Origin of the sequence: Sulfitobacter sp. PR48 (assembly GCF_028807335.1) — a bacterium.
Classification (GTDB): Bacteria; Pseudomonadota; Alphaproteobacteria; order Rhodobacterales; family Rhodobacteraceae; genus Sulfitobacter.
Window position 1 is genome coordinate 202,459 of record NZ_JARAMM010000007.1, and the last position, 24,663, is coordinate 227,121.

A 24,663-nucleotide genomic window follows, 5' to 3' on the forward strand; every position below is an offset into this window, starting at 1 on the left:
CTGGATGCACTCATAAAGGGAGAGGACCATGAAACATCTTATCATCGCCACGGCGACGGTTGCCCTGGGGACGGGGGGCGCATTGGCCGAAAATCGCATCGACACCCAACTGCCAAACGCGCCGGAACTGGCAGCCTACGGAGCGCTGCCGGTCGGGGTCCGCACGATCGAGATGGTCAATCCCGGCCAGATCGACATCCTGGCCATCGACCCGCAGGCGGAAAAGCCCGCCGAATGGCCCCGCTATGACCGTCCGCTGACGGTGGAGATGTGGTATCCTGCGGCAGAGGGGGCCGAGGGCGATACCAGCATGAAGGCCTATCTGCGCGATGGGGTCACCGAGGTGACACTGGTCGGAAAGGCCCACCGGGACGCAGAGCCTGCGGCGGGCGCGGCGGCCTATCCGCTGGTGCTGATCAGCCATGGCTATCCCGGCAACCGGTTCCTGATGTCACACCTGGCTGAAAATCTGGCCTCCAAGGGCTATGTGGTGGCCTCCATCGACCATACCGACAGCACCTATCGCACCCAGGCGGCCTTTGGCTCGACCCTGGTGAACCGGTCGCTGGACCAGCTTTTCGTGCTGGAGCAGATGGCGCAGAAGGCGGCCGAGGGCGGTGAGTTCGCGGGGCTCTACGACGCCGGAAACACCGGGTTGATCGGCTATTCCATGGGCGGATACGGTGCCGTGATCACCGCCGGGGGCGGCGTGACCGAAGCCTCGGTCGGCTATCCATGGGGCGGGCCGCATGGCACGCTGGGCATCCATCAGGCCGGGTCCGAAACCCACAAGAACCTGCCCGATCCGCGCATCAAGACCGCCGTTGCCTTTGGCCCCTGGGGGATGAACACCGGGTTCTGGGACGCCGAAGGCCTGGCAGGCGTGCAGATTCCGATGCTCTTCATTGCGGGTTCGCGGGATGAAACATCGCTTTATGAAAAGGGTGTGCGGGCGATCTGGGAAAACGTGTCGGGCGTGAAGACGGCGCTGCTGACCTACGTCAATGCGGATCACAACGCCGGTGCGCCGATGCCCGCCCCGGAGGAAAGCTATTATTTCAGCGAGGAAAAGGGGTTCAACATTTCCGAACATTACACGGATGCGGTCTGGGACACCGCGCGGATGAACAACATCGCGCAGCATTTCGTGACCGCCTGGCTGGATGAACAGCTGAAAGGCGATGCCGGTGCCGGTGCCTACCTCGACCTGGTGGAAAACTCCAATGATGGTGTCTGGTCGATGAACGAGGACGGCACTGAAAAGGAAGACCACAGCTATTGGAAAGGCTTTCCGGAAGGCACGGCCAAGGGGCTGGTCTATGAGGTCAAAACGCCCGAATGAATGATAAAGGGCACCGGCATTGGCGCGGTGCCCTTTCTGCGGGGGCGATTTTTTCGAAAAAATCGGCCCGGAATTTTTGAAAATTCCGGTGCGGGACGCGGCAGGGCCGGCGCCCTGCATCGCCGGGACGATCCGTTCAATGACGAAGGACACCGGCTTTTGCACGGTGCCCTTTCAATAGGAGGCGATTTTTTCGAAAAAATCGGTGCGGAATTTTTGAAAATTCCGGCGCGGATCGCAGGCCGTCAGAATTCCTGATCGTTGCCGCCGTTTTGCTGCCAGGGCTTGGCCAGGTTGCCAAAGCGGGTAAAGCGCCCTTCAAAGCTGAGGTCGACCGTGCCGATGGGACCATGGCGCTGCTTGCCGATCACCACCTCGGCGCGGCCATGCAGGCGCTCCATTTCTTCCTGCCAGGCGGCCATTTTTTCCAGCTCGTGGTCACCGGGTTTCTCGCGTTCCTTGTAGTATTCCTCGCGGAACACGAACATCACCACATCGGCATCCTGTTCGATGGAGCCCGATTCACGCAGGTCCGACAGCTGCGGCCGTTTGTCCTCGCGGCTTTCCACCTGGCGGGAAAGCTGGGACAGGGCAATGACCGGAATGTCCAGCTCCTTGGCGATGGCCTTGAGGCCCATGGTGATCTCGGAAATCTCGTTCACCCGGTTCTCGGACTTGCCGGTGCCGCGCACCAGTTGCAGGTAGTCCACGATCAGCAGGTCAAGGCCATGGGTCCGTTTCAGGCGGCGTGCGCGGGCGGCCAGCTGGCTGATCGGCAGGGCGGGCGTATCGTCGATGAATAGCGGGCAGGCCTCCAGCGCCTTGGCGGCATCGACAAAACGGCGGAACTCGGCTTCGGTCATGTCACCGGACCGGATCTGCTGGGAGGGAATCTCGGCGGCTTCGGAGAGGATGCGCGCGGCCAGCTGTTCCGCGCTCATCTCCAGCGAATAAAACCCCACGACGCCGCCATCGACGGCCCCTTCGGTGCCATCATGGGTCAGCCCGCGCTTATAGGCCTTGGCGACGTTGAAGGCGATGTTGGTCGCCAGCGAGGTCTTGCCCATCGAAGGGCGGCCCGCAAGGATCAGCAGGTCGGAGCGGTGCAGCCCGCCCAGCTTGGCATCCATGTCGATGAGCCCGGTGGAGACACCCGAGAGCCCCCCGTCGCGTTGATAGGCCGCGTTGGCGACATTAACAGCGTCCGTTACCGCCTTGAGAAAGCTCTGAAATCCGCTTTCGATCTGGCCCTGTTCGGCCAGTTGGTAGAGTTTCTGTTCCGCTTCGACGATCTGTTCGCGCGGCTCTGAATCGATATCGACCTGTGCGGCCTTGGCAGAGATGTCGCGGCCCAGCTGGATCAGATCGCGGCGCACCGCGAGGTCATAGATCATCTGGGCATAGTCGCGCACCGCAAAGGCGCTGATCGCCGCACCGGCAAGGCGGGCCAGATAGGCCGGGCCGCCCAGCTCCTTGAGGCCCTCGTCGTCTTCCATGAAAGCCTTGAGGGTCACCGGGCTGGCGAGGTTGTTCTTGGCGATCCGCTGGGCCGCGATGTCATAGATGCGGGCATGAACGGGGTCGTAGAAATGCCTGGCCCCGATGATGGAGGCGACACGGTCATAGATGTCGTTATTGGTCAGGATCGCGCCCAGAAGCTGTTGCTCGGCCTCGATGGAATGCGGCATCGTTTCCGGTGCCTGCACGGCGATATTGTTCGCGTTCAGCGACGTGATCTCGTTCATTGTCTCACCCGTTTGTCCCCAGGGCTGTCATAGGCAGCGCGCTGCGCGGGGGCAAATTGTATGTTTTTGTGGATATCTGGTGGAGAACCGCCCGCACACCACATCTTGCCCGGGAAAGGGCCTCCGGGTCAAGATGAGGTGGGAAATCCTCAGGATTTATGGGCGTCCTGCCATGCCTTTGGGGCGTTGAGGAAGCTTTCCACTTCCTGCAGCGTCTTCGTGTCAAAGGCGTTCTGCGCCCTGGCTTCGGCCAGCACATCCCACCATGTGCAGAGCGCATGCAGGGTAACGCCATGATCACCCAATGTCTTTTCGGTCTGCGGAAAGATGCCGTAGTAGAAGATCACCGCCGTGTGCGCGCAGCGCGCGCCGGTGTCGCGAATCGCATCCACGAAGCTGAGCTTGGATCCGCCGTCGGTGGTCAGATCCTCGACCAGCAGCACGCGCTGGCCTTCGCTCATGTCGCCCTCGATACGGGCATTGCGCCCGTAGCCCTTGGGTTTCTTGCGCACATAGGTCATCGGCAGGCCCATGCGTTCGGCCACCAGGGCGGCAAAGGGGATACCGGCCGTTTCGCCGCCCGCGATGTTGTCGAAGGCCTCAAACCCTGCGTTGCGCATCACGGTCACGGTCAGGAAATCCATCAGCGTGGCACGGATGCGGGGGTAGGAGATCAGCTTGCGGCAGTCGATATAGGTCGGGCTGGGCAGGCCGGAGGCCAGGATGAACGGTTCCGCGGCGTTGAAATGGACCGCCTTGATCTCAAGCAGCATCCGGGCGGTGAGGCGGGCCATTTCCTGTGGCGAGGGATAGCTGGTTGGGATCATCGGTTGCGTCCTTTGCTGGCGGTGCTTTGGTGTATTTTGGGAACAATGAAATCAGGCGGTCCAGTGCAGCGGCATGGCCGGATCGAAAACCGTGACCGGGCCATCGGGGGTGTCGATATGGCCGGGAAAATCCGGGGTTTCGCGCACCAGGGTCAGGGTAGCCTCGTTCACGGACAGGCCGTAGAAGGCCGGACCATTGCGGGAGGCAAAGGCCTCCAGCCGGTCAAGCGCCGCTTCCTGTTCAAAGACTTCGGCGAGGATGGACATGGTGTTGGGGGCGGTGAAACAGCCGGCACAGCCGCAGGGCAGCAGCTTGTTGGCATCCGTATGCGGCGCGCTGTCGGTGCCCAGAAAGAACCTGGCATCGCCACTGGTCGCGGCGCGGCGCAGGGCCAGGCGGTGGGTTTCGCGCTTGGCCACCGGCAGGCAGTAGTAATGCGGTTTGATGCCCCCGGCGAGGATGTGGTTGCGGTTGATCACCAGGTGATGGGTGGTGATCGTTGCGGCAAGGTTCCGGTCCGAGGCCATCACATAGTCGACCGCATCGGAGGTGGTGATATGTTCCATCACCACGCGCAGCTCCGGGTGGGCCTTGCGGATCGGGTCCAGCACCCGTTCGATGAACACCGCCTCGCGGTCGAAGATGTCGATGGCCGGATCGGTGACTTCGCCATGGGTGCAGAGCGGCAGGCCGATTTCTGCCATCCTGCCCAGGACCGTGGCCACGCGGGAAAAGTCGGAGACGCCGCTGGCGGAATTGGTGGTGGCCCCGGCGGGATAGAGTTTGACCGCGTGGATCAGCCCCGAGGCATGGGCCTGTGCCACGTCGTCGGGGTCGGTGTCTTCGGTCAGATAGAGGGTCATGAGGGGGGTGAAATCAGCGCCCTCTGGCAGGGCCGCGAGAATCCGGTCGCGGTAGGCGGCGGCTTCGGCCCCGGTCACCACGGGCGGCACCAGGTTGGGCATGATGATGGCGCGGGCGAAATGCTGCGCGGTATGGGGCAGAACGGCGCGCAGCATGTCGCCGTCGCGCAGGTGCAGGTGCCAGTCATCCGGGCGGCGGATTGTCAGTGTCTGTGTCATGGCCTCGCGCTAGCACAATGGCGGCGGGGGGGCCAGTATCCTTTGGCACTTCCGGGGCAGAAGGTGACCCGTGGCGCGCTGGTGCCTTGTCCGGGGCGCCTGCTGCCAAGACATGTCATAAATGACATGTCATCATTCGGGGGTGGGGCGTCGGGCAGGTCGATCGAGCAGGTAGAGCGCGTCGAGCCGGAGTTGTGCGTGAGGGGCAGGTGGCGCGGGATCAGATCACCCTTCGCCGCGCGCTTTTTCCAGTTGCGCCAGCCGGTTCACAAAGCGCCGCCCGCCAATGCGTCCGGCGACATTGCGGCACAGCATCTCGATCAGCCCGTCGCGGTCGTCGTCGTCCAGCGCGTTCAGCAGATTGCGCAGATAGGGGCGGTATTCGCGCCGCGCGCGATAGGTGGTGGCAAAAGCCGCGGCATCAAGGCTGCCGTCGGCGGCTGCGATCAGCAGGGGGCCCCATTGTTCCATCTCAAGCAGATCGGTCTGCAGGGCATCGCCCATGAAGCGCATGCGCAGCTTGGTCACATTGGGGCGGGTGAACAGCGCCGCATGCATCGCGTCCAGCGCCTCGCGCGGGTCATAAAGCACATAGGCGTGGTCGGCGGCATCCAGCATGTCGGGAGCATAGCCGTAGCGGGATGTGAAATCCTGCAGGCGCATGTCGGTAAACCGCGGATCCCATTCGGTGACGCGCGGATCCAGCGTGGCCTGCGGCTGGATCGCCAGCACCCGGGCACCGGGGGAGGCAACGGAATAGGCCGCAGCGGCATAGCCGCAGGGCCCCGCGCCATAGAACAGCACGGTTTCGAATTCGTCAAAGAACCCATCGTCGATCAGCCGGTCGAAATAGCCATGTACCGCCTGGTCGCGAAACCAGGTGTCGCCGTCGCTGGCAAGGCACAGGTGCGACCAGTTGCCCGTCTCGATCATTTCCCAGCCCAGTGGCTGTGCCTTGTCCGACAGCGCATGCATGCCCTGAATGGTTTCAAAGCTGACCAGAAGGGTTGAATCACGCTCAATGAAGGCCGCGAAGTGGCGCTTGCCCAGGGGTTCGAAATACCCGTCTTCCTCACACAGTTCAGACACCGCGGCGAGCCAGTCCCGTTTGGACAGGTCAGCCAGCGAAGACTTCAGGGTAAGGGGTTCGTCAGCCATTGCCGCATCCTCAAGCCGGTTTCATACGTCTGGAGCGTATGATTATGCAGGCAATAGATCGGGAATGCGGCAAAAATTGGGAGAAATTTTGCGAAATTGGCGCTACAGCGTTTCGGGATAAACTTGAAACATCCCGCGTCACTTTTCGCGTAGGGCCGAAGGGAGAGGCAGCGAACAAGTGATTCAGGTATATCCCGAAGCGCTTTAATCGCCCTTGCTCTGCCGCGCCAGGTTGGCGTGTTGCACCAGGAAGCGGGCGGCCTGCCGAGGCAGGGGCTGGGTCGGCTGTGCCATCATCAGCCTGCCAAAGAGGGCGCGGAAGGGCTCAAGGCGCAGCAATGCCTCGAACCTTTGCTTGCGCCAGGTGACGGCGGCGTCATGCAGCGCGGCCAGGGTGGGATCGGCGCGCAATTCGTTCAGCAGGGCATCGCGCCGGGGGGCGATGGCATTGACGCTGGTGTCGCTGTCGGTGTTGAAATTCCGCTCCACGAAGTAATCCAGCCCCAGCAGGTGATCCGAATGCACCGCGCGGCCCCGGTCGGCCTTGAGCACATAGGATTCCAGCGCGCCCAGCGGATAATGGTTGAGCTGGGCCAGACCGTAATTGTCCTGGCCGAAGTTGGAGAAGATGCGTTTGGTCTTGAACTGGTCGGGCAGGGGGCGGCCATGGCCATCGAACCAGCGGGCCTGTTCCAGCCGCGCGGGGTCGGGCGCGCGGGGGCGGTGGACGCCCGGTTTGCCGTAGGTGCCGTCATTGCGGTAGAGCGTCTTGAACATCGCCGCGCGCCAGGGCCAGTGCAGAACGGCAGGGGCGCAGCGGGTGAAGGTCTCTGTCACCGGGGTATCCTGATAGCGGACCTGACCCGCCGTACCGAACAACCGCCAGGTGAGGGTGATCGCCGTGGCCTCCGGCAGGGCGGTGTGCAGGGCGGCGAGCGTATGGTCGCCCGCGTGGATGTTGACGAATTCATCCACGTCCAGCGGCAACAGCCAGTCGGCGCGGCGCAGCTCTTCGCGCTTTGCCGCCGCCTTCAGCGCGGTGAACTGGATGCCGCCCTTGTCATAGGGGCCGTCGTTGCGCAGATGGGTCAGCCAGCCCTGCGTCGCCAGATGATCCAGCATGTCATCGGTGCCATCCTGACAATCATTCGAAAAGACGACAAAATGGTCAAAGCCCACCGCGCGGTGATGGGCCAGCCATTCCAGCAGGAAAGCGCCCTCGTTGCGGACGCACAAAAGCGCGGTATGGGTCACTTACCAATCCGTGCGGAAACAGACGACCTTGCCCTGCGAGCCGCGGTGGTAATAGGCGAGGCCTGCATCCATGAAGGCGCGGAAAATCTTGTTGATCCCCTCGGGGCCGATCCATTGCGGATGGGTCTCCAGGATCGCGGCGCGCAGGCCTGACAGGTCCATCTGCGGGATCAGATCCGCTTCGGCCCCTTCGATGTCGCAGATCAGCACATTGGGTTTGATCTCCTTCATCACCGTGTTCATGTTCAGCACGTCGACCTTGGTGGCGGGCGGGTCCACTTCACCCTCCAGCACCTGCAGGGAGGAGCCCAGCAACGCGTCGCGGACATAGAAATCGACGGTGCCCTTGCGGGGGCCGAGAATGGCATTGGTCACCGAGGCGTTTTTCACGCCATTGGCGGCATGTACGGTCTGGATATAGGGGATCAGGTGCGGATTGGCCTCGAAGGAATGGACCGAGGCGATCTTGCGCTTGGTGGCGACCAGGGTGGACATATAGCCGATGCCGGCCCCCAGTTCCATCACCACATCGCCCTCGCGCACGACCCGCAGGGCGGCCTCGGTCTCCTTGGCTTCATACTGGTTGGTGCGCAACAGCTTGCGGACGCGGCCCTGGATGATGTCGGGATGTTTGGGGAATCGCATGCCGCGTGACATCACGAATTGGGCGTTCGTCTTGCGTCCGGGCGTATCGACTGTGTTACCGTCCATGTCTCAACTCTCCATGTCGAGCGAGAGCGCATAGGCCACCCGCTCCGTTTCGTTCAGTTTGACCTCCAGCGCCTGCGTGTAAAGGTCGCGGAACTCCGGCATGCCATGCAATTCGCGCGCCTTGGCCTTGTGCCATTCAAAGCCCGCCTCATGGGCCGCGCGCAGGATGTCATCCTGCATCAGCCTGTCGTATTCGGCGCGCAGGCGGGGGATGTTGCGCTTGATGGTGATGTCGCGGAAATCGGACCAGTCCATGCGGATCCAGTAGTTGATCCCGATGGAGCGGTCCACATGCAGGGCGCGGCCGCGCTGGCGTTTGATCAGAAAACTTTCAGCCGAGCGCAGGGCATAATGGTTCAGTTGCAAAAGGTCGTAGCCCACGTTCTTTTTCGACGACCGCCAGCCGTTATGGGCGGCATCGCGGGTCATGTCACGGCCCGATCCGTTGACCCATTTCACCTTGTCTTCAAAGGGTTGCGCCAGCTTGTTGGGCCTGTGGCAGGACAGTTTCGCATAGGCCCCGATGTTGCGGAACATGGTCTTGAATCCCCAGACCGTATGCGGCTTGGGGCAGTATTTCGGTGCGCAGGTATCGAACTGGTCGATCACGAATTCATCGCGCAGCTGCGTCACGCCGTTGTGGCCGAAGAGCCGCCAGGTCATCGCGACATTGGTGGCATCGGGCACAGCGGCAAAGAAGTCCTCCAGCGTGCCATTGCCGGTGCGCACGTTCATGAATTCATCCACGTCGATATGGATGATCCACTCCGCATTCTCGATCACCGGTTCCTTCATCGCCTGGTTCAACGCGTATTGCTGGGGCGAATTGCCCTTCCAGTTGTCGTTGTTGCGGTGCTGGATCACGCCCATTTCCTGCAAGCGGCCCAGCACCGCATCGGTGCCGTCGCTGCAATCGTTGGTGTAGATCAGGAAGTTGTCGACCCCGATGGCGCGGTGATAGGCGATCCATTCGACGATATAGGGCGCTTCGTTCTTCATGCAGCCGACGATCACATTGCCGGTTGAGCCGGGTTTCAGCACCCGTGCCGGGGCCGGGGCATAGGCCGCTCCCAATTCCTCCTCGTTCACCGCGCCAAGGTTGTTATGGGGCCGGAACTGGGTGGAAAGCACCATCTGGTGATTGACCTTCACCCGGTTCAGCAGCCGCGTGTTGGCGTCCTGTTCGGCGTCATCCCGGCTGTCCGCAGGCAGCAACTCGTCGAACTTTTCCGCCGCTTCCTCCACCGCTTCGGCTTCGGCGCGCTTGCTGGCCATTGGGGTGGCGTTCTTGTTGATGCCAAAGGCAAAGGCGGCAAGATATTGCGTCGCGCGGAACCCCAGGGTGGGGTCCGCTTCCCTCCAGTCGGGGGCAGGCGCATCCGGCGTCAGCGCCGCCTTGAGGTCGGGAAAGTCTTTGACCAATGCCGCATTGGCGGATTTGAAATGTTTCGAGATCGCATGCAGGCTGCCCGGCGCGATTTCCGGCCCGCCGACGCGCACCGCCAAGCGGATCTGCTGGCAGAAGTCGCGCGCAATGATGATCTGTTTGGCCCGGGCATATCGCGCCAGACCTTCGTTCATCTGTCTGATCCGGGTGAGGGAGGCCGCCGCCTCCTGCTGCGGGATGCGGTCCGGCTGTACCTTGCCAAGCGATTTGACCCCCAGCACAGCTTCCAGCTCCGCCGTGCCGGTTTCGGAACAAAGCGCGGGCAGATCCAGGGGGCGCAATGTCACCCGGCCCTTGCCAAATGCCTTTTCCCATGCCGCCAGCAGCGCCTTGTAGTCCAGCCAGAAAGGCGGGCATTGCACATCGTTGAACTGCGCCAGGTAGCTGTCGTTTTCGCCCCTGAGCGCCAGCGCGCCCTTCCACCAGTCCTTTTGCCCCGCCAGCGCCAGTTCCTGCCCCAGATTGCGCCGCCGCCCGTCCAGCACCGCAAGATTGTAATGCTGCGTCAGGGCGCGTGCCTGTTCCTCCAGATGCGCCACGATCTCGATCCGCTCGAAATGCGGCGCCAGCAGATCGTGCAGCCGCGCCAGTTCCGCGGGCCGGGACAGCAGGCTGCCCATCTGCGCCGCAGCCAGAACCACATGATTGCCCTTCATTTCGGGCAATTCCCTTGCCAGCAGGCTCTGGAACTCCGCCGTCAGGGTCTGTTGCACCAGCGGATTGTCCAGCCCCCGCTTGTGGCGCAGCGAACTGATCTCTTCGGCCTCGGCACAGGCGGCATAAAGGCGCACATGGTTCCAGTCGGGGGCCATGATCCCCTGTTTGGCCAGCGGCGCTTCCTTCTCCTTGAAAAGCCCCCGCAGCCGCATGGCGGCTTTCTCGGTGGGGCCGATGAACAGCGTCAGACGCATCTAGCCGACCTCCTGCGCCTGGGGCTTGCCCATGTTGCTCTGTCCCCACCAGGGCAGGTCAAGGCCCAGGTAGCTTCCGATCTTCTCCGGCGCATCCGCATCTTCGATGTCGTATTCCATGAAATTGCCGGCCCCCGCAAAGACACGGCGGCAAAAGGCGTAATGCCCCGCCATCCAGCGCGCCAGCTCGGCCTCCGTACTGCCGAAACCGCGCGGCAGGCCGGGGATATCGGCCTGCGGCAGGCGGCGTTTGCCCAGATTGTTCCAGCGCATCATGCTGTTGGCAGCTTTTGCCGGGTCACGGGTGGTCAGGATGAACCGCACACCGGGATGATGCGCCGCAATGGCGCTGATCAGCCCCCAGTCGGTCTGCGGCCAGAGCGAGCGGTCCTGGCGCACCGCGGACATTTCATTGATGACGTCGAATTCATCCAGCCGCGCCAGCGGATCGCCACTGGCAAAGTAATCCTCGTAGATCACCTTGCCCAGGTGCTGGCGGGGAATGTCGCTGCGGCTGCTCTGGCCGGGGCGGATCTTCCAGTCCGCCACCGTCAGACCGGCCTGACGCAGCGCATCCGTCAGCGTGGTGGTGCCGGTTTTCGGCAGGGCGAGGTTGACGACACGCAAACGGCTCAAAGCGCTTCCCCCGGCTGCAGACCGATCACGTCGCGCAGGGCGGCTTCGGCCGCGGCATAGGGGCTGGCTGCGCGCAATTGCGCCTGCATCTCGCGGTAGCTCTCCTGCGCCAGCAGGGCATCGCGTTTCGCGCGGTGCAGGCGCACCGCCTCGTCATGCAAGTCGCCCACACCTTCCAGCGCCTTCAGCCTGTCCATCTCGGCCCGCAGTGCCGCGTCGTAGCGCAGGATGCTGTCGTCGAACCAGGCCCCGTCATTGCGCTCGCGCCAGTAGGTATCGTCAAAGGCACGGTGTTCGCGGTTCACATCCCCGCGGTCGTTCTTGACCAGATAACTGTCGAGCGAGCGCAGGGCATAATGGTTGAGCGTGGCAAATTCCCGCGCCCCTCTTGCGGGATAGGCGCGGATGCGGCGCTTGTTCGACTGCTTGCGAAACGGCGGTGGCACCGGGCGGCCTGATCCGTCGGTCCACTGCGGGCGTTCCTTTGCCTCGTCGTGGAACGGGCGGTGCGCGCCGTAATATTCCAGCGGGAAATCCCCGCGCACCAGGCTTTTGACCTCGATCGCGGTCTCGGCGCACCAGATGTCCGGATTGTGACAGCGCAGGAACTGGGTGATCACCGGCGCATCCTCAAATGCCTCCACCCCGCCATTGGCCATGAACTGAAAGGTCACCGATATCGCCTTGGGATTGCCGCAGGCCGCAATCAGCGCGGGGATCGTATGATCGCCCACATGGATGTTCAGGAATTCGTCCACATCTGCGACCCAGACCCAATCGGCCGATCTGATCAGCGGATGCCGCCGGGCCTTCTTCAGCGCCTGCATCTGGTAATTGCGGTTGGTTGCCGGGTTCGGCAGATGCGCACAGATGCCATGCCCCTCCAGCCGGTCCAGCAGCCGGTCCGTCGCATCGGTGCAATCGTTGGAATAAAACAGGAAATCAGTGACGCCGATGATCCGATGAAAGGCGATCCATTCCAGCAGGAAGGGCCCTTCGTTCTTGACGCAGGTGACTGCCGTGATGCGCATGGCCTCAGCCGCCGACCGTCATCGGGGTGTCTGTTGTCTGTCTCATCTTCCGCCTCTGGGTTCGGTGGCAGGATGCCCCCAACCTCATCTTTATTCGTAAATATTATGGCAGCGCGGTGGAATCGCGTCAATCTGGCGCGTATCTGTGGGGGTGCGCGTGACAAATCGGCACTTTTTGGCACCTTGACCCCGCCCGGTGCAGATGCACCTTTGTCAGCAGCGGGGAGGCACCATGACAGAAATGACATCCATCGACGCGGTCCAGAAGATGCTGGATGCGCAAGGCTACGTTTGCGGGCGCGCGCTTGCCACGGTCGTGTTCCTGAGCCTCAGGCTGGGCCGGCCGCTGTTCCTTGAGGGGGAGGCGGGCGTCGGCAAGACCGAGATTGCCAAGGCCATGGCGGCCGGACTGAACCGCCGGTTGATCCGCCTGCAATGTTACGAGGGGCTGGATGCGGCATCGGCGGTCTATGAATGGAACTTTCCGGCCCAGATGGTGGCGATCCGCAGCGCCGAGGCAACCAGGGAGGGCACGGACAGTGCCGCGCTCACCAGATCGCTTTTCAGCGACGAATTCCTGATCGAACGCCCGCTGTTGCAGGCCCTGCGACCGGATGAGAACGGCGCGCCGATCCTGCTGATCGACGAGCTGGACCGCACCGATGCGCCTTTCGAGGCCTTCCTGCTGGAGGCGCTCAGCGATTTTCAGGTCACCATCCCCGAGATGGGCACCATCAGGGCGCCGGAGCCACCCATCGTCATCCTGACCTCCAACCGCACGCGGGAGGTGCATGACGCGCTCAAGCGCCGCTGTCTCTATCACTGGGTGGATTATCCCGATTTCGGGCGCGAAATGGAAATCCTTGCCGCCCGTGCGCCCGAGGCGGCAGAGGCGCTGAGCCGCGAGGTGGTGGCCTTTGTCCAGCAGCTGCGCACCGAGGATCTGTTCAAGAAACCCGGCGTGGCCGAAACCATCGACTGGGCCAAATGCCTGCTGGCGCTGGACGTGATGACCCTCTCGCCCGAGGTGATCGCGGATACGCTGGGCGCGGTGCTGAAATACCAGGACGACATCGCCAAATTGCAGGGATCCGAGGCCAAGCGCATTCTCGACCAGGCGCGCGCCAGCCTGGAACCGGCATGATCCTCTTTTTGGCAGAAAATATCTCGGGAGGTTTGGAGGGCAGCGCCCTCCATTCAGCCAGTCATGGCTGAACTGCCGCCGCTTGAATTGCCCGATGACCCCAAGCTTGCGGGCAACATCACCCATTTCGCCCGCGCCCTGCGCCGGGCCGGCCTGCCCATCGGGCCGGGCCGGGTGATCGACGCGATCCGCGCGGTCCGGGCGGCGGGCTTCACCGACAGGCGCGACTTCTACTGGACCTTGCACGCCTGTTTCGTGAACCGGCCCGAACACAGGCGCGTCTTTGCGCAGCTGTTCCGGCTCTACTGGCGCGATCCGCGATACCTTGAACATATGATGGCCGCCATGCTGCCCGCGATCCGGGGAGTCCAGGAGGACCGGCCCGCCCAGGCCGCCGAGAAACGCGCGGCGGAGGCGCTGCTGGACGGGGCAGAGGCCCCGCCGGGCGAGGATGCGGAGGAGCCGCGCGACGAGGATGCGCTGATCGAGCTTGACGCAAGCCTGACCATGTCCGCCGCGGAACGGCTGAAGACGCTGGATTTCGAACAGATGAGCCTGGCGGAGGTGGCCGAGGCGAAACGGATGCTGGCACGGCTGAAGCTGCCGGTGAAACCGATCCCCTCCCGGCGCGGAATGGTGTCGCAGCGGGGCCGGATCGACGCGGCCCGCAGCCTGCGCGGCGCCCTGCGGCGGGGCGGGGAGATGGACAGGCTCGCCTTCAAGACACCGCGCCCGCGCTATCCCAACCTCGTGGTGCTTTGCGACATTTCCGGGTCGATGAGCCAGTATTCCCGCGTGATCCTGCATTTCCTGCATGCGGTCAGCAATACGCGCGGGGCGGGCTGGGCGCAGGTGCATGCCTTTACCTTCGGCACCCGGCTGACCAACATCACCCGGCACCTGGCCACCCGTGACGTGGATGCGGCACTGGCCGCCGCCGGGGCAGAGGCGCAGGACTGGGAGGGCGGCACGCGGATCGGGACTTGTCTGGAGATGTTCAACCGAGACTGGTCGCGCCGGGTCGTGGGGCAGGGCGCGGTGGTGCTGCTGATCACCGACGGGCTGGACCGGGATGCGGGCGGGGACGGCGTGAAAGAAAGTGACCTTGCGCGTCAGATGCAGCGCCTGCATCTGACGGCGCGGCGGCTGATCTGGCTGAACCCGCTGCTGCGCTGGGACGGGTTTGCGCCCAAGGCCGCAGGCATCCGTGCGATGCTGCCCCATGTGGACAGTTTTCGCGCAGGCCATTCGATTGCCTCGCTCGAAGAACTGGCGGCGGTGATTTCGAAACCGGATGACACCGGCGAGAAGGTGCGCCTGATGGGGGTGTTGGAAAATTGAGCGCCTTAAGGCGCATTACATTATTGTTTTGCGCTGCAGGTCTTACCAAAACCAATGGATTTCGGACCCGTCTTTGATCGCGCCCGTCATGGCAACGCGCGCGGCGCTTCCCAAGGGAAATAGCCGTCTCCCCAAAGGGGCCCCTCGGCGATTTCCCTTGGCAATCACCCCGCGCGCCGCCGTTCCTTGCGCAAGCAAAGGCGGCTCCGAAACCAAAGGTTCAGGCGAAAGTGGCGGCGAAGGTGGTGCGGTAGGTCTCTGACAGGTCGGCCAATGGGGCGGAGACGCCGCCGAAGCTGACCTCGCTGCCGCCGAATTTGCCGACGCTGGTCAGGGTCACGCCCGCGCGGGAGGCGGCGATCATCAGCGCCTCGGCCTGGTCGAAGTTGCAGGCAATCAGGTAGCGGGCCTGGTCCTCTCCGAAAAGGGTCGGGGTGTCGCCCGCGTCCAGCGAGACGCCGACGCCGGACTTTTCGGCAAGTTCGAAAGCCGCCAGTGCCAGACCGCCGTCGCTGAGGTCGGTACAGGCCTTGATGTGGGCGCGGTTGGCGCGGATGAAATCGCCATGGGCCTTTTCCGCCGCCAGATCGACCGGCGGCGCGTCGCCTTCGACGCGGCCGTGGACACGGGCGAGCAGGGCGGACTGGCCCAGGTGGCCTGTGGTTTCACCCAGCACCAGCGCCACATGGCCGTCGCGCACCTCGCAGCCGATGATCTCGTCGGGATGGGTGATCAGCCCCACCGCCCCGATGGTCGGGGTGGGCAGGATGCCGGTGCCGTCGGTCTCGTTGTAGAGCGAGACGTTGCCCGAGACGATCGGCATGTCCAGCGCGGTGACGGCGGCGCCGATCCCCTTGATGGCACCCACGAACTGGCCCATGATCGCGGGCTTTTCAGGGTTGCCGAAGTTCATGTTGTCGGTGGTCGCCAGCGGGGTCGCCCCCACGGCGGTCAGGTTGCGGTAGGCCTCGGCGACGGCCTGTTTGCCGCCCTCGACCGGGTTCGCCTTGACGTAGCGCGGTGTCACATCCGAGGTGAAGGCGATGGATTTGTCGGTGCCATGCACCCGGATGATGCCGGCCCCCAGACCCGGCGTGCGGGCGCTGTCGCCCATGACCATGGTGTCGTATTGCTCGTAGACCCAGGCCTTGGAGGCGTGGTTGGGATCGGACAACAGTGCGCGCAGCCCGTCGATGGGATCGACCCCCGGCACATCGGTCAGCGGTGCCGCGGGGGGTGTTTCCTCCCAGGGGCGGTCATATTCGGGGGCGGTGGAGGCGAGTTTGCTCAGCGGCAGGTCGGCCTTGACCTCGCCGTTCAGGGTGATCAGGAAACGGTCTTCGGCAATGGTTTCGCCGACGATGGCGAAATCGAGGTCCCATTTCACGAAGACGGCGCGCGCCTCGGCCTCAAGCTCGGGCTTGAGCACCATGAGCATGCGCTCCTGGGATTCCGACAGCATCATTTCGTATGCGGTCATGTTCTCTTCGCGCTGGGGCACGTTTTCCAGGTTCAGCCGCACGCCAAGGCCGCCCTTGTCGCCCATTTCCACCGCAGAGCAGGTCAGGCCCGCCGCGCCCATGTCCTGGATCGAGATCACCGCACCGGTCGCCATCAGTTCCAGCGTCGCTTCCATCAGGCGTTTTTCGGTGAAAGGGTCGCCGACCTGCACGGTGGGGCGCTTTTCCTCGATGGTGTCGTCGAATTCGGCAGAGGCCATGGTGGCCCCGCCAACGCCGTCGCGGCCGGTCTTGGCACCAAGGTAGACCACCGGCATGCCGACGCCGGAGGCGGCGGAGTAGAAAATCTTGTCCGCATCCGCGAGGCCCGCGGCGAAGGCGTTGACCAGGCAGTTGCCGTCATAGGCCGCGTCAAAGCGGACCTCGCCGCCCACGGTGGGCACGCCAAAGCAATTGCCGTAACCGCCGACACCCGCCACGACACCATGCACCAGCTGGCGCGTCTTGGGGTGGTCGGGGCGGCCGAAGCTCAAGCTGTTCATCGCCGCGATGGGCCGCGCGCCCATGGTGAAGACATCGCGCAGGATGCCCCCCACGCCGGTGGCTGCCCCCTGATAGGGTTCGATGTAGGAGGGGTGGTTGTGGCTTTCCATCTTGAAGACCAGCGCCTGACCGTCGCCGATATCGACCACGCCTGCGTTTTCGCCGGGGCCGCAGATGACCTGCGGGCCGGTGGTGGGCAGGGTGCGCAGCCACTTCTTGGAGGATTTGTAGGAACAATGTTCGTTCCACATGGCCGAGAAGATCCCCATCTCGGTGTAATTCGGCGCCCGTCCCAGGATCGCATTCACCTCGGCGAATTCCTCGGGGGTGAACCCGTGCGCTTTGATGATTTCCGGTGTGATCTCAGGTTCGGTCATGTGCGGTATCCCCGATGGCGTTCATGGGGCTGTCTTAATTGAAGCGCAGGAAGGGGAAAAGGGCAAAGCGGCCTTCAATCCGTGCTGTCAGGACCTGACCGGATGCTGTCGCGGGTTTGTCACGCAAGGCCGGTCGCGCGGGGCCAAAAAAAAGGCCGAGCACGAAGCTCGGCCCAAGTCCAACAGGGAGGTATGAAGCCACGCGCCTGGAACTCGTTCGAAGCGCATCAATCTTCATAACGCTGAATTAGGTAGCACCGTGCCCTGGATCAAGTCAGTTTTTCAATTTCCATAGCATGTCGGGTATGCTTGTTGCGCATAGCTTAGGCGTTTTCTTTATCCCGCAGGCGTTTACGGTAGGTAATAATCTCATCCTGGACGAAATCCCGGAAGGCGGCGACGCGTTTTGATTGCCGCAATTCCTCCGGATAGGCGAGAAAAACCGGGACATCCGCCGACTCGATATCCGGCAGGATCCGCACAAGGTCGGGAAAGTCCTGTGTCAGGTAGTCGGGGAGAACCCCGATTCCCAGATCATGCAGCACACCCTGAAGCACGCCGAAGTAATTGTTCACCGTCAGCAGGGACCGCACATCGTTCAGCATGAGCTGCTGGACAAGGTTCTGGCCCGCCGCAACCTGGGCGCTTTCGGTATTCTGGCAGATCAGCCGATGGTCGGACATATCCTCAAGCCGGATCGGCGTGCCGTTCGCCTTCAGATAGGCGGGGGTTGCGTAAAGGCACATGCGGATCATCATCAGCTTCTTGCGGATCAGGTCCGCCTGGCTGGGTTCCTTCATGCGGATGGCCACATCGGCTTCGCGCATGGGCAGGTCAAGCACGCGTTCCTCCAGCATCAGGTCGACGGAGAGGTCCGGATATTTCTCGTAGAGCTTCGGCAGGCGCGGGGCGAGCCAGAGCGTGCCGAAGCCGGTGGTGGTGGTCACCCGCAGCTGGCCAAAGACTTCTTCCTCGCTGTCGCGGATGCGTGCGGTGGCGGCATCGACCCGCTTGGTCATCGACCGCGTTGCATCAAACAGCAGCTCGCCTTGTTCGGTCAGGATCAAGCCGCGCGCGTGGCGGTGAAACAGATTGGTGTTCAGCTGTTCTTCCAGTCCGCGGATCTGGCGGCTGACGGCGGATTGCGACAGATTCAGTTTGTCACCCGCATGGGTGAGCGAGCCGGCATCGGCCACGGCATGAAAGATTCTGAGTTTGTCCCAATCCATGATCGGCGCTTTCTTTGGCTTTGTCTGTCTCTATCCTAAATAGATATAAGATAAAGTCTCACAGTTGGAATATTGCGGAGATACGGCAAAAAACCCGCTATACAGGTCAGCATTAATGACCTATGTATCCCGTATCACGCGAACCGACGTTCTGGGAGGACGCCATGACAACGCAGAAAATCTCACTCAACGATCGTTTCGACCTGGATAAGAGCCCTGTGCTCCTGAACGGCACGCAGGCGCTGGTGCGGATGATGCTGATGCAGGCGGCGCGCGACAAGGCGGCGGGGCTGAATACCGCGGGTTACGTAACCGGATATCGCGGCAGCCCGCTGGGGGCGGTGGACCTGCAGATGGCACGGGCCGAGAAGGTGCTGACGGAACATCAGGTCCGCTTTGAGCCGGGTCTGAACGAGGATCTGGCGGCGACGGCGCTTTGGGGCAGCCAGCAGGCGGAACTGCGCGGTGAGGGCAGATTCGACGGCGTATTCGGGCTGTGGTACGGCAAGGGGCCGGGCGTGGACCGGTCGGGCGACGTGATGCGCCATGCCAATATGGCGGGCACCAGCAAGCACGGCGGCGTGCTGATGGCGATGGGCGATGACCATACCGGTGAATCCTCCACCGTGCTGCATCAGTCCGAATGGGCGATGGTGGATGCCTATATGCCCGTGGTCTCGCCTGCCGGGGTGCAGGAAATACTCGATTACGGCATCTATGGCTGGGCGCTGAGCCGGTTTTCCGGTCTCTGGGTCGGCCTGAAGACGATGAAGGACACGGTGGAGGCGACCTCTGTCGTCAACGGCGATCCGCATCGCATGCAGCTGGCGGTGCCGGAGATCGACCTGCCCCAGGGCGGGCTGAACATCCGTCTGCAGGACACGCCGCATCTGCAAGAAGCGCGGATGATCGACCACAAGCGTTTTGCGGCGGAAGCCTTTTCACATGCCAACAAGATGGACAAACGCCTCTGGGGCAAGCGCGGGGCCAAGATCGGCTTTGTCGCGGCGGGCAAGAACTGGCTCGATCTGATCCACGCCATGAGCCTGCTCAACATCGACCAGAACGAGGCGGAGCGGCTGGGCATCACGCTCTACAAGGTCGGGCAGACCTTTCCGCTGGACATGCATGGGTTTCATGACTGGGCAGAGGGGCTGGACCTGGTCGTGGTGGTCGAGGAAAAGCGCAAGCTGATCGAGATCCAGATCAAGGAGGCACTGTTCAACGACACCCACCGCCGCGTTTATGGCTGGCACAAGTCCGGCGCGGGGATGGAGCACGGCGAGGAGCTTTTCCCGACACGGGGTGCGCTGGACCCGATCTGGATTGCGGAAAAGCTGGGCGGAATCCTGCTGGAAGAGGGCCGCGACACCGATGGCATCCGCGCCGGCCTGCAATCGCTCGACGATGCGCGCCGTGCCGACAACGCCGAGGATATCGCAGCGCGCACACCCTATTTCTGCTCGGGCTGTCCGCACAACAGTTCGACCAAGCTGCCCGAGGGCGCGCGCGCCTATGCCGGGATCGGCTGTCACTACATGGTGCAGTGGATGGACCGCGAAACCACCGGCTTTACCCATATGGGCGGCGAGGGCGCGAACTGGATCGGCGAAGCGCCGTTTTCCACCCGCAAGCATGTGTTCCAGAACCTCGGTGACGGCACCTACAACCACTCCGGTGTGCAGGCGATCCGTGCCGCGATCGCTGCCAAGACCAATATCACATACAAGATCCTCTATAACGATGCGGTCGCCATGACCGGCGGCCAGCACAATGAGGGCGACCTGGATGCGCCGCGCATCGTGGCCGAATTGCGCGCCATGGGGGTCAAGCACCTGGCCGTGGTCTATGACGAGAAAGAAGACGTGGATTTTGCCGCCTTCAAGGGGGTGCCGCTGCATGAACGCGCCGAACTGATGAAGGTGCAAAAGCAGTTCGAACAGATCGAAGGCGTTTCGGCCATCGTCTATATCCAGACCTGCGCCGCCGAGAAACGCCGCCGCCGCAAGCGGGGGCTGTTCCCCGACCCCGACAAGCGGGTGTTCATCAACACGGATGTCTGCGAGGGCTGTGGCGATTGCGGCGTGCAGTCGAACTGTGTCTCCATCGTCCCCCAGGACACGGAACTGGGCCGCAAGCGCGCCATCGACCAATCGTCCTGCAACAAGGATTTCTCCTGCGTCAAAGGGTTCTGCCCGTCTTTCGTGACGCTGGAAGGGGCCAAGGTACGCAAGGACCCCACCACCAAAATCGACATTCCCGATCTGCCTTTACCCGATCTGCCCGTGATCAAGGGCACCCATAACGTTGTGGTCACCGGGGTCGGCGGCACCGGGGTTGTGACCATCGGTGCGGTTCTGGCGCAGGCGGCGCAGCTTGATGGCAAGGGGGCCGGCATGATGGAAATGGCGGGCCTCGCCCAGAAGGGCGGCGCGGTCCACATCCATTGCCGCATCGCCGAGCGGCCCGAAGACATCAGCGCCATCCGTGTCGCCACCGGCGAGGCCGATGCCCTGATCGGCGGCGACCTTGTTGTCTCGGCAGGCAACAAGACGCTGGGGCTGACGCGCGCCGGGCGCACTGGTGCGGTGGTCAATTCGCACCAGATCATCACCGGCGAATTTACCCGCGATACCGAATTCCAGATGCCCTATGACCGGCTGACCCTGGCGCTGGAGGCGCGGCTGAAGCAGGATGTGGCGCTGTTCGATGCCTCCGATCTTGCCAAGGCGGCGCTGGGCGACAGCATCTATTCCAACATGATGGTCTTTGGGGGCGCCTGGCAGAAGGGTCTGATCCCGCTGAGCTTTGAGTCCATCGAGGAGGCGATCCGCCTGAACGGTGCCGCGGTCGAACGCAACCTGCGCGCCTTCGAGATCGGGCGCTGGGCGGTGCTTTATCCCGAGGATGCGGCGGCGGTGATCATGCCCAAGGTCGTGTCGCTGCCCAAATCGCTGGACGACAGGATCGCCTATCGCAAGGAGCATCTGACCGGTTACCAGGGCAAGGGTCTGGCCAAACGCTATGGCAAGATGCTGGACCAGATCAGCGACCCCAGGGTGAAAGAAGCGGTCGCGCTGGGCTATCACAAGCTCTTGTCCTACAAGGATGAATACGAGGTCGCCCGCCTGCTGCTGCGCAGCCGGGAACAGGCCGCCGCCGAGTTCGATGGCGATTTCAAGATGACTTTCCACATGGCCCCGCCGATCATCTCGAAACAGGGGCCGGACGGCCGCCCGGTGAAGCGCGAATTCGGCCAGTGGCTGGAAAGACCGCTGCGGATGATGGCGGGCATGAAGCGCCTGCGCGGCACGCCGCTGGATGTCTTTGGCTATACGGCCGAGCGCAAGATGGAGCGCGCGCTGATCAAGCAGTATGAGGGGGATATGGCCGATGTGCTGCCCCGGCTGACCGACCGGACCCGCGATGCCATCGTGGCGCTGGCCGAACTGCCGCTGCAGATCCGCGGCTTCGGCCCGGTCAAACAGGCCAATGAAGCCAAGGCCGCCAAACGGCGGGAGGAGCTGCTGGCGGTGATCCGGTCCGGCGGGGCGGAAGCCGCAAAGGCGGCGGAGTAACTGTCACGCGACTGTTGCATTTCGCCGCTATCTGATGCGCCGTGACCGTCGTTCAGGAGCCGCGATGCCCAAGCTGAGACCGGACCGGGCCAGTGACATATCCTACGCATGGTCCGCGCAAAGCCGCGGGGGGCGTGCGCTGATCCGGTTGATGGAAAATTCCACCGGCCGGCTGCGCCTGATCAGGCGTGCCGCGGGCTATGAGGACGAGATCGGCGCGGGGGCATGTTTTTTCGACGTGATGGCGGCGCGCTACGGGCTTTCGCTGGATGTGGTGGCGGGCAGTCTGGACCTCATTCCGCGCAGCGGGCCGGTGATCTTTATCGCCAATCACCCCTATGGCATTCTGGACGGGTTGATGCTGGGCCATATGATGTCGCGCAGCCGTGGGGATTTCAGGATCCTCGCCAATGCGGTGTTCAACCGTGCGCCGGACCTGAACCGCCATTTGCTGCCGATTGATTTTGCACCCGGTAGGGAGGCGCTGGCGCTGAACCTGGCGACCCGCAAGACCGCGCTGGACTATCTGGGGCAGGGCGGCACCATCGGCATCTTTCCCGGCGGCACCGTCAGCACCGCGGCCAGACCCTTTTCGCGTCCGCTGGACCCCGGCTGGCGCAGCTTTACCGCGCGGATGATCGCCAAATCCGATGCGGTTGTCGTGCCGGTCTTTTTCGACGGCCAATGCAGCCGGATGTTCCAGATTGCCAGCCATCTGCACGCCACTTTGCGCATGGGTCTGCTGATCAAGGAATTCAGCAAACGTGTGGATACGCCGGTGCGTGTCGCCATCGGCGCGCCGCTGGGGCGTGACCTTCTGGACCCGCTGCGCGGCGATGCAAAAGCGATGATGGATTTCCTGCGCAAAGCGACATATGAGTTGTCCCCGAACCCGGTTCATGCGCATGAACTGGGCTATGAATTCGAAGCAAGGCATCGCGCCTGAAGGGACGACATGGCGGTTGGCATTTTTGACAGTGGGTTGGGCGGTCTGACCGTCTGGCAGGCGGTGCAGGCGCGTTTGCCTGAGGTGGATTTCACCTATATCGCCGACAGCGCCCATGCGCCCTATGGCGTGCGGACGTCTGATGACATCTACAATCTGACCACGGCAGCGGTGCAGCGCCTGTTCGATGCGGGCTGCGATCTGGTGGTTCTGGCCTGCAACACGGCCTCTGCCGCAGCGCTGCGGCGGATGCAGGAATCATGGGTGCCCACGGACAAGCGGGTGCTTGGGGTCTTTGTCCCGATGATCGAGGCGCTGACCGAACGGCAATGGGGCGACAATTCCCCGCCGCGCGAGGTGGCGCTGAACCATGTCGCGCTTTTTGCCACACCCGCAACCGTCGCCAGCCGCGCCTTTCAGCGCGAATTGTCGTTCCGCGCCATCGGCGTGGACGTGGAGGCGCAGGCCTGCGGCGGCGTGGTCGATGCCATCGAAGAGGGTGATTTCATCCTGGCAGAAGCCTTGGTGCGCAGCCATGTGGATGCATTGAAACGCAAGATGCCGCATCCGCAGGCCGCGATTCTGGGCTGTACCCATTATCCGCTGATGCAGGATGCCTTTCAGGATGCCCTGGGCGCCGATGTGCAGGTGTTCAGCCAGGCCAATCTGGTGGCTGAAAGCCTGGCCGATTACCTGACCCGGCATCCCGACATGCTGGGCACGGGCGAACGGGCCTTTCTGACAACGGGTGACCCCAAGCAGGTGAGCGCCCGCGCGACCCAGTTCCTGCGACGACCGATCACATTTACCGCCGCCTGAACCCCCGATATTCCATCCCCTGCAAGAGGGACCACGACATGACCCATAACATCGCCATTCTTGGCGCATCCGGCTATACCGGTGCTGAACTTATCCGGCTGATCGCCGGACATTCCTCCATGACAATCAAGGCCTTGGGTGCAAACTCGAAGGCCGGGCAAAGCATGGCAGAAGTGTTTCCGCACCTGCGCCACCTTGATCTGCCCGCCCTGGTGACCATCGAGGAAATCGACTTTTCCGACATCGACCTGTGTTTCTGCGCCCTGCCGCACAAGACCTCGCAAGAGGTGATCGCGGCGCTGCCGAAAGACCTCAAGATCGTTGACCTTTCCGCGGATTTCCGGCTGCGCGATCCGGCGGCCTACAAGAAATGGTATGGCAACGACCATGCCGCGCTGGCGCAGCAGGAGGAGGCGGTCTATGGGCTGACCGAATTCTACCGCAAGGAGATCGCCGCCGCGCGGCTGGTGGCGGGCACGGGCTGCAACGCGGCCACGGGGCAGTTTGCCCTGCGCCCGCTGATCGAGGCCGGGGTGATCGACCTGGATGAGATCATCCTGGATCTGAAATGCGCGGTGTCGGGCGCGGGCCGGTCGCTGAAGGAAAACCTGCTTCACGCGGAATTGTCCGAAGGCTACCACGCTTATTCGGTGGGCGGGACACACCGGCACCTGGGCGAGTTCGATCAGGAGTTTTCGGCGCTTGCGGGGCGGCCCGTGAAGGTGCAGTTCACGCCGCATCTGGTCCCGGCAAACCGGGGTATCCTGGCGACATGCTACGTGAAAGGAGAGGCGCAAGCCATTCATAACGCGTTGAAAAATGCCTATGAGGCCGAACCGTTCATCGAGGTTCTGCCGCTGGGCGAGGCCCCCAGCACAAGGCATATTCGCGGGTCGAACTTCTGCCATATCGGCGTGGTGGCGGACCGGATCGAAGGGCGCACCATTGTCATCGCGGCGCTGGACAACCTGACAAAGGGTTCCAGCGGGCAGGCATTGCAGAACGCCAACCTGATGTTAGGTATTGCAGAGACCGAGGGGCTGATGATGGCGCCCCTGTTCCCGTGAGGCCATGCTAAGCC

General features: G+C 63.1%; 19 protein-coding genes. 8 read left to right on the forward strand and 11 right to left on the reverse strand.

Features of this window, described 5'->3' with window-relative positions:
- The first annotated feature begins 28 nt into the window (after positions 1-28).
- Positions 29-1,342, forward strand: a complete 1,314-nt coding sequence (locus PVW51_RS11560; protein WP_274575181.1) for an alpha/beta hydrolase family protein — start codon at positions 29-31, stop codon at positions 1,340-1,342.
- Positions 1,343-1,600 (forward strand): hypothetical protein, encoded by a 258-nt coding sequence (locus PVW51_RS11565; protein WP_274575182.1) that lies wholly within the window; start codon positions 1,343-1,345, stop codon positions 1,598-1,600.
- On the opposite strand, the gene PVW51_RS11570 is transcribed toward PVW51_RS11565, so the two are convergent.
- The 9 genes from PVW51_RS11570 to PVW51_RS11610 all read right to left on the reverse strand — a co-directional run bounded on the left by PVW51_RS11570 (position 1,588) and on the right by PVW51_RS11610 (position 12,145).
- Positions 1,588-3,087: a replicative DNA helicase gene (locus tag PVW51_RS11570; RefSeq protein WP_274575183.1), complete on the reverse strand. Its 1,500-nt coding sequence runs from the start codon at positions 3,085-3,087 to the stop codon at positions 1,588-1,590. The two genes, PVW51_RS11565 and PVW51_RS11570, sit on opposite strands and share 13 nt — an antisense overlap.
- A 149-nt stretch (positions 3,088-3,236) precedes the next feature.
- Positions 3,237-3,914, reverse strand: a complete 678-nt coding sequence (locus PVW51_RS11575) for an orotate phosphoribosyltransferase (protein ID WP_274575184.1) — start codon at positions 3,912-3,914, stop codon at positions 3,237-3,239.
- Between the two features lie 51 nt (positions 3,915-3,965).
- Positions 3,966-4,997 (reverse strand): dihydroorotase, encoded by a 1,032-nt coding sequence (gene pyrC / locus PVW51_RS11580; RefSeq protein WP_274575185.1) that lies wholly within the window; start codon positions 4,995-4,997, stop codon positions 3,966-3,968.
- 225 nt (positions 4,998-5,222) lie between these two features.
- On the reverse strand, positions 5,223-6,155 hold the full coding sequence (locus PVW51_RS11585) for a phosphoadenosine phosphosulfate reductase (RefSeq protein WP_274575186.1): 933 nt from the start codon (positions 6,153-6,155) through the stop codon (positions 5,223-5,225).
- A gap of 204 nt (positions 6,156-6,359) precedes the next feature.
- A complete protein-coding gene (locus PVW51_RS11590) occupies positions 6,360-7,409 on the reverse strand; it encodes a glycosyltransferase family 2 protein (RefSeq protein WP_274575187.1) in 1,050 nt (349 codons plus the stop codon).
- Positions 7,410-8,120, reverse strand: coding sequence for an FkbM family methyltransferase (locus tag PVW51_RS11595; RefSeq protein WP_114275509.1), 711 nt, complete (start codon positions 8,118-8,120; stop codon positions 7,410-7,412).
- A 3-nt stretch (positions 8,121-8,123) separates the two neighbouring features.
- Positions 8,124-10,478 (reverse strand): glycosyltransferase family 2 protein, encoded by a 2,355-nt coding sequence (locus tag PVW51_RS11600; RefSeq protein ID WP_274575188.1) that lies wholly within the window; start codon positions 10,476-10,478, stop codon positions 8,124-8,126.
- Entirely contained in the window at positions 10,479-11,114 is a 636-nt protein-coding gene (locus tag PVW51_RS11605) for a sulfotransferase (RefSeq protein ID WP_274575190.1), read from the reverse strand.
- Positions 11,111-12,145, reverse strand: coding sequence for a glycosyltransferase family 2 protein (locus PVW51_RS11610; protein ID WP_274575191.1), 1,035 nt, complete (start codon positions 12,143-12,145; stop codon positions 11,111-11,113). The genes PVW51_RS11605 and PVW51_RS11610 overlap by 4 nt, the downstream gene beginning before the upstream one ends.
- Before the next feature lie 232 nt (positions 12,146-12,377).
- Here PVW51_RS11610 and PVW51_RS11615 point away from each other — a divergent pair, with 232 nt between their 5' ends.
- Positions 12,378-13,289, forward strand: coding sequence for an AAA family ATPase (locus tag PVW51_RS11615; RefSeq protein WP_274575192.1), 912 nt, complete (start codon positions 12,378-12,380; stop codon positions 13,287-13,289).
- 63 nt (positions 13,290-13,352) lie between these two features.
- Entirely contained in the window at positions 13,353-14,630 is a 1,278-nt protein-coding gene (locus PVW51_RS11620) for a vWA domain-containing protein (RefSeq protein ID WP_274575193.1), read from the forward strand.
- A 220-nt stretch (positions 14,631-14,850) separates the two neighbouring features.
- On the opposite strand, the gene purL is transcribed toward PVW51_RS11620, so the two are convergent.
- Together purL and PVW51_RS11630 are read right to left on the reverse strand one after the other, a co-directional pair.
- Positions 14,851-17,010 (reverse strand): phosphoribosylformylglycinamidine synthase subunit PurL, encoded by a 2,160-nt coding sequence (purL, locus tag PVW51_RS11625; protein ID WP_274575194.1) that lies wholly within the window; start codon positions 17,008-17,010, stop codon positions 14,851-14,853.
- A gap of 323 nt (positions 17,011-17,333) precedes the next feature.
- The gene (locus tag PVW51_RS11630) at positions 17,334-18,239 is read right to left on the reverse strand and encodes a LysR family transcriptional regulator (RefSeq protein ID WP_269361692.1); all 906 of its coding nucleotides are present in this window, start codon (positions 18,237-18,239) and stop codon (positions 17,334-17,336) included.
- Between the two features lie 164 nt (positions 18,240-18,403).
- On the opposite strand from PVW51_RS11630, the gene PVW51_RS11635 reads away from it, so the two are divergent.
- The 4 genes from PVW51_RS11635 (at position 18,404) to argC (ending at position 24,649) form a co-directional block, all read left to right on the forward strand.
- A complete protein-coding gene (locus PVW51_RS11635; protein ID WP_274575196.1) occupies positions 18,404-21,817 on the forward strand; it encodes an indolepyruvate ferredoxin oxidoreductase family protein in 3,414 nt (1,137 codons plus the stop codon).
- Between the two features lie 64 nt (positions 21,818-21,881).
- Positions 21,882-22,763 (forward strand): lysophospholipid acyltransferase family protein, encoded by an 882-nt coding sequence (locus PVW51_RS11640; protein WP_274575198.1) that lies wholly within the window; start codon positions 21,882-21,884, stop codon positions 22,761-22,763.
- A gap of 9 nt (positions 22,764-22,772) precedes the next feature.
- Positions 22,773-23,582 carry a glutamate racemase gene (locus PVW51_RS11645; RefSeq protein WP_274575199.1) on the forward strand — a complete coding sequence of 270 codons (810 nt, stop codon included), beginning with the start codon at positions 22,773-22,775 and terminating at the stop codon, positions 23,580-23,582.
- A 38-nt stretch (positions 23,583-23,620) separates the two neighbouring features.
- Entirely contained in the window at positions 23,621-24,649 is a 1,029-nt protein-coding gene (argC, locus tag PVW51_RS11650) for an N-acetyl-gamma-glutamyl-phosphate reductase (protein ID WP_274575200.1), read from the forward strand.
- Positions 24,650-24,663 lie beyond the last annotated feature (14 nt).